This is a genomic window from Vibrio hibernica, assembly GCF_015223435.1.
In the GTDB taxonomy this organism is placed as follows: domain Bacteria; phylum Pseudomonadota; class Gammaproteobacteria; order Enterobacterales; family Vibrionaceae; genus Vibrio; species Vibrio hibernica.
This window is the reverse complement of the sequence record NZ_VHKO01000023.1, coordinates 36,026-42,426: the sequence shown is the minus strand read 5'-3', so window position 1 is coordinate 42,426 and position 6,401 is coordinate 36,026. Positions and strand designations below refer to the sequence as shown.

Annotated in this window: 5 protein-coding genes; all 5 read right to left on the bottom strand. The window is 41.3% G+C overall.

Annotation, left to right across the window (positions count from 1 at the left end; translation table 11 throughout):
• Positions 1-29 precede the first annotated feature (29 nt).
• The gene (locus tag FH976_RS09910; RefSeq protein ID WP_194090697.1) at positions 30-326 is read right to left on the bottom strand and encodes a hypothetical protein; all 297 of its coding nucleotides are present in this window, start codon (positions 324-326) and stop codon (positions 30-32) included.
• 161 nt (positions 327-487) lie between these two features.
• The gene (locus FH976_RS09905; protein ID WP_194090696.1) at positions 488-1,477 is read right to left on the bottom strand and encodes a glycosyl transferase family protein; all 990 of its coding nucleotides are present in this window, start codon (positions 1,475-1,477) and stop codon (positions 488-490) included.
• A 146-nt stretch (positions 1,478-1,623) separates the two neighbouring features.
• The gene (locus tag FH976_RS09900; RefSeq protein WP_194090695.1) at positions 1,624-3,579 is read right to left on the bottom strand and encodes a DNA topoisomerase III; all 1,956 of its coding nucleotides are present in this window, start codon (positions 3,577-3,579) and stop codon (positions 1,624-1,626) included.
• 93 nt (positions 3,580-3,672) lie between these two features.
• Positions 3,673-4,221 (bottom strand): NAD(P)H nitroreductase, encoded by a 549-nt coding sequence (locus FH976_RS09895; protein ID WP_194090694.1) that lies wholly within the window; start codon positions 4,219-4,221, stop codon positions 3,673-3,675.
• Between the two features lie 146 nt (positions 4,222-4,367).
• Positions 4,368-6,371, bottom strand: a complete 2,004-nt coding sequence (locus tag FH976_RS09890; RefSeq protein ID WP_194090693.1) for an NADPH-dependent 2,4-dienoyl-CoA reductase — start codon at positions 6,369-6,371, stop codon at positions 4,368-4,370.
• Between the last annotated feature and the right edge of the window lie 30 nt (positions 6,372-6,401).

The window sequence follows — 6,401 nt, the reverse complement described above, 5'->3', positions numbered from 1 at the left end:
AACAGCTGTATGCTGTTATATTAATCAACTCAATAAATTTTAGGCGTATCTAACCCTGTTAGTTTATTTAATGCTTTGATCACTGCGTAAGCTTCTCCATTACTGATATTCAAGAAAGTTAATCCTGCCGCAATAATCTCATGAGTATCGGCATCAATGGTAAGATGTAAACTTACACCAAATCCGAGGTCTTCCTCTCTTCCCTTGTTTCGCTTCTTCCCATTCTTGAATAGCCACTTAATCAATCCAAAAGGTGGGTGATCCACGTTTAATGAGTGATTAGTTATATTGCTTCCAGTTTTGATCTTATAGCGAGATTTTGGCATGAATATCGACGGTTTAATGGGATATAAATGATCTGATCGTCACTTCCATATTTTTAGTTCCATCAAATTACGCAACAAAGCCCTTCGAAAGGATCAACCTTATTTAGAGGGCTTTTTATGATCTAATGGAAGTATATCAACCTCGCTTCTTTCAATTTTAATTATGAGTATGTGGCTTTATCCCAATATTCAACTGCTCGTTGGTAAGCTTTTTCTTGATCGTGTGTTTCTGCAAATAATATGGCCGCCATGCTTGAAATGACACTATTTGCCATTTGAATTTTGACATCACCTTCAAGTGTCTCTCCTCCTAATAAAGATAGTTTAGGTAAAGAAACCTCCGTTAATAATCGCTCAGCCCAATAAAAAGATTCAACCCCTTTTTCTGAGCTTAACCAGACTGTTTGGCTTACTTTCGGGTTATATTCTGATTCACCATTTTGACCTTTAAAAGAAATAACAGATAAGCTCTTGCTGTCAATCTCGTGATCTACCTCAGCGTGCAACTGCTGAAAGCCAGGATGAAAACTACCTCTCAACCCCAAACGAGCTCCACCAGGATTTAATGCTCTTACAACGGTATTAATTGGCGTTCTCAAACCGTAACGATTTTTCCAGCCAATCATGGTTTGAGCAATCGGTGCAAAATTAGAAAGTGGTAAATAAGCGATATTATATTCATCCATCAAATTCTTAGCATGCTCGGGACTTTGAGCTAATGGAATAGACAACTGTTCAAGATAATCTTCGATGTGTACTCGCCCACTCGCCACATCTTTATAGCCATGCAGCAGGACTTTATAACCGTTATTCGATAATATTTTAGCCGCCAGCCCATGCCACGGCTGATCGCTGCCATTATCACTAACACGCTTACCGGCGTAGCAAGGCCAATCAATATCCGCACCTAAATTCGGCACTCGAGATTGAAATGCTTTAACAAAGCCAGCAATTTCTGCATTGGTCTCATTTTGCACACGAATAAGCATCATTAGCATCGCCATTTGGTCATCACCAATAGCGTCTATATGTTGACTTTCTTGACCTGATAAATAAGCATCCATCACCGAAAACGCTTGATCTTTGGATAAAGGCTTGCGACCACGCTCTCCACGCCCCACAGTACGGATACACTCTAAAATAATACTCATCGTTCTATTACCATCCTTGCGCTCTGCCGTTATCTAACCGCTATAAATCTTATTAGTATAATAATGCCAATCCCATAATGAAAAACCACCACTAACTATCACAAATGTGAAAATAATGGTGGTTCAAATATTTTAATGCTTAACTTTTAGGCTTTATTAGCTTTCGTATATTTTTTATTGCTCTTACCTTTACGACGAAAAGCAGGTTTATCCACTTTAGGTAACGAACGTAAAGAGTCTGGTATTCCAGATGTTTTAATTTGTTGCATCAATCCATCAATTTTTTGCTCTAAATCATTCATAAACGGTCGATATGGCTGTTGCTTCTCTGCCATCGCTTGTAACTGATGTTCCCAGTGCGCTGTCATATCAGGGTACGTCGACTCAACAGGAAGTGCGTGGATCAAACCTCTTCCTGCGGGGCTACTTAGAATACTTTTCCCTTGCCTGAGTAATAATTGCCGCTTAAATAAGGTATCTAATATTCCCGCTCGGGTGGCTTCTGTTCCTAATCCATCAGTATCCCGTAATATTTTTTTCAATTCTTTATCTGCAACAAAACGAGCAATACCGGTCATGGCTTTTAAAATTGTCGCTTCAGTAAAATGTTGCGGCGGCTCTGTTTTTCGATCTTTTATTTCGCCCTCACGGCAAATTAACGTCTGTCCATTTTGTAGCGCTGGAACAGGATCACTTTCATCTGAATCTTGCCGTTGAGCCGAGGATTTATTATTACTAAATAAGGCTTTCCAACCTTCAATAATAAGTACTCTCCCTTTTGCGACAAAGCAACCACCAGCGATATCGAATTCAAGTTTAGACTCTGCGTACACTGCTGATGGATAAAATTGCATTACATATTGCCGAGCAATCATTTGATAGATTTTTTCTTCTTGTCCCGAGAGAGATCGGCTAGAAGATTGTTTGGGCGTTGGAATAATGGCGTGGTGGGCATCGACTTTACTGTCATTCCACGCTTTCGATTTCAAGGAAAGATCCGCGTTTTCAACTGCCAATTTTAATTCATGGGCATTGTGGGAAATAGCCTGACATACCAAATTTGCTTGTAACAAATGCTCTTTAGGTAAATAGCGACTATCAGAGCGAGGATAGGTAATAAGTTTATGTTTCTCATATAAAGATTGGCAGATATTCAAAACATCTTGCGCACTCATTTGAAAACGACGCGCGGCATCAATTTGCAAAGCGGAAAGAGAATAAGGTAACGGCGGTGCTTGTTTAGTTTGTTTTTGCTCCGAATCCACCACTTTTGCCAATTGGCCTTTAATTCTATTGGCAACATTTTCAACCAGCTTACGCGAGAGCACTCGACCCTCTTCATCTTGCCAAGGTTTTATCGCTTCACTTGGCTTCCAACGTGCTCGAATATCAAATTGATGCTGTTCATCTTGATAAGGGATAAGTGCATATAATGTGAAATAATCTTTCGAAATAAAGTTTTCAATTTCTTCATCACGGCGCACCACTAACCCAAGGACTGGTGTTTGTACTCGCCCAACCGACAATACCCCTTGATAACCCGCTTTTTGCCCAAGTAAGGTGTAAGCTCGTGACATATTCATGCCATAAAGCCAATCTGCACGAGAACGAGCTAAAGCGGACACCGATAAAGGAATGAAATCCTGATTAGAACGCATCTGAGATAACGCTCGCTTAACGGCGGGTAAGTTTAAATCATTAATTAACAAACGTTGCGTGGCTTGCTTTTGAGTCTTTGTCGCTTTGAGGTAATCAATCACTTCATCAACCAGAAGTTGACCTTCCCGATCAGGGTCTCCAGCATTAATAAGATCTGGCTTTTGTTTGAATAATTGGCGAATAACTGAAAGTTGCTTGCTCGCAGCAGAGCGCGGGCGTAATTTCCATTGTTCAGGAATAATCGGCAAATCGGCTATATTCCATTTTTTATAACGTTCATCATAAAAATCTGGTTCGACTTGCTCTAGGAGGTGACCAATACACCAAGTAACGATATCGCCATTACCACAACGAATATAACCTTGCTCATTTTTTTGAGGCTTAGGTAAAGCTGCCGCAATCGCGCGTCCTAAACTGGGTTTTTCTGCAATAAATAAACGCACAAGCAAGCTCTAACAATAATTAAAATAAAAGAGCCACATTATCGAACGTGGCTCTTAAAAATCAAGGAAAACTGTTTATTTATACAGTTTTAATTATAAGTATTCGATAAAATCGCCTAACGCGCGTTCTGGGGTTTTCATCGGCTCGCAACCTGGCGTGCCTAAATACAGAAAGCCAACGATTTGGTCCTCGCCTTGTAAACCGAAAGCTTGATGGACAGAAGAATCAAACATCCACTCACCTGAACGCCAAAAGCCTTGGAAACCTTGTGCAACTGCGGCCATTTGCATTGCTTGCGCTGCGCATCCTGCAGATAGATATTGTTCTAATGCTGGTACTTTCGGATGCTGAGTCACTTTAGCAATAACCGTGATCACCATTGGAGCTCGAAATGGTGCTTTTTTCAGTTTATCTATAACCGCTTGTTCGCTGTTATTTGCCAACGCTGCTGATACTAAAATAGTAGATAATTTACGTAATCCTTCACCTTGAGCGATCACAAAACGCCACGGTGTTAAATTGCCGTGATCAGGCACTCTTAAGCCAGCTTTAATAATATTTTCAAGTACTTTGCCTTCAGGGGCAGGTTCGGTTAAATTCGCCATCGAACGGCGTTGAAGTAATAAATCTAATGCTTGCATAACGTCCCTACCTTTATTTACGGTAAATATACAGATGAATACAAAAAAGGAATGAGAATCATAATCAAATCTTATTCATTTGGCTATGGCCCTCATTCCAATTTTAACGCTACGCTGCCCTTAATTTAAACCCAGTGAATGTAACACTAAATGCTCATAGCCACTTCAGTACCTTGGCGGATCGCTCTAACAGCATCAAGCTCACCGGCAACATCTGCACCACCAATAATATGTAATTTATCACCAAGCTGCTGCCATTGTGCTTCAAACGGACGTACTGATTCTTGACCCGCACAAATAATAATATTATCGGCTTTAATCAACTCATCTTTCTCGTCTCGCTTGATATGAAGCCCATCAGCCGTGATTTTCTGGTAACTCACACCACCACATAGATTCACACCACGCTTTTGTAAGGTTGCACGATGGATCCAACCCGTTGTTTTTCCTGGCCCTTTGCCAACTGAGCCAGGTCTACGTTGAAATAGCCATACTTGCTTATCGGTTATGGTTTCCGGCATTGGTTGCAAACCACCTGCGTGAGACATTTCTTGATCAATACCCCAATCTTCTAACCAATCTGAAAGTGTATGCGTTTCAGGTTCCGTGATCATACTCGCGACATCAACACCAATGCCACCAGCACCAATAATCGCTATATTGTTACCTAATGCGACTTTATCTCGAATAAGCGTTTGGTAATCGATCACTTTATCTGCTGTATCAATACCCTCTAAAGTTAATTTTCGAGGTGTCACGCCTGTTGCCATGACTACTTCATCGTAGTCTTGGATAAGCTCAAAAGTGGCTTGAGTATCCAACATTAAATTCACTCCCGTTTGCTCGATACGATTCGCGAAATAACGGATAGTTTCTCTAAATTCCTCTTTGCCCGGTATTTGCATTGCCAGTCTAAATTGCCCGCCAATCCGATCGCTTTTTTCTATCAAATCAACTTGATGACCACGTTCTGCAGCAATAGTGGCGCAGGCTAATCCGGCAGGACCAGCACCAATCACCGCCACACGTTTTTTCTTAGGTGTGGTCGTTATTATCATTTGAGTTTCATTACATGCACGAGGGTTAACCAAACACGATGCTTGCTTACCTTTAAACACGTTATCTAAACACGCTTGATTGCATCCAATGCATGTATTGATAAGTTTAGATTGCTCAGCCGCGGCTTTATTAACAAAGTCGGCATCGGCTAATAATGGACGCGCCATCGACACCATATCCGCATGCCCTTGCGATAAAATATCTTCAGCGACTTCTGGCGTGTTAATCCGGTTACAGGTAATGACCGGAATAGAAAGGTGTGGTTTTATCTTCTCAGTCACCCAGCTAAATGCCCCACGTGGCACTTGAGTTGCAATCGTTGGAATTCGCGCTTCATGCCATCCAATTCCTGTATTTATTAAAGTAACGCCTGCTTGCTCTAACCCTTTTGCCAGCTCAACGACTTCATCAAAGGTACTGCCTTGTTCAACGAGATCGAGCATGGATAAACGGAAGATAATAATAAATTCCTCACCCACTTTTTGACGAATCGCTTTCACAATCTCTAGAGGTAACCGAATGCGGTTTTGATAACTTCCACCCCATTTATCGTGACGAGTATTGGTTCGTTGGCAGATAAATTGATTGATCAAATACCCTTCTGAACCCATGACTTCTACGCCATCATAACCAGCCGATTGCGCCAACTTAGCGCTATTAGCAAAATCTTTAATCGTGCTAAGGATCTGTCTCTCACACATCTTGAATGGAGTAAATTTAGAAATCGGGGATCGTGTCGCACTAGCACTTTGAGAAAGAGGATGCATGGCATAACGACCTGCATGCAGAATTTGTAATGCGATTTTACTGCCATGTTTATGGACAGCTTCAGTCACCACTTTATGCTTCTTCGCATGAGCTGATGAACTAAATTGAGAGCTGAATGGATGCAATCGTCCACGAAAATTTGGTGCAAATCCGCCCGTAACGATAAGCCCCACACCACCTTTAGCGCGTTCTTCATAAAATGCAGCTAGTTTGGTTAATTCGCCTCGTTGCTCTTCTAAACCGGTATGCATCGATCCCATTAAAACTCGGTTACGAAGCTCAGTAAATCCAAGATCCAATGGCGCTAACAAATGTGGGTACATATTCTCACCTGCATTACTTTTATTTTTATT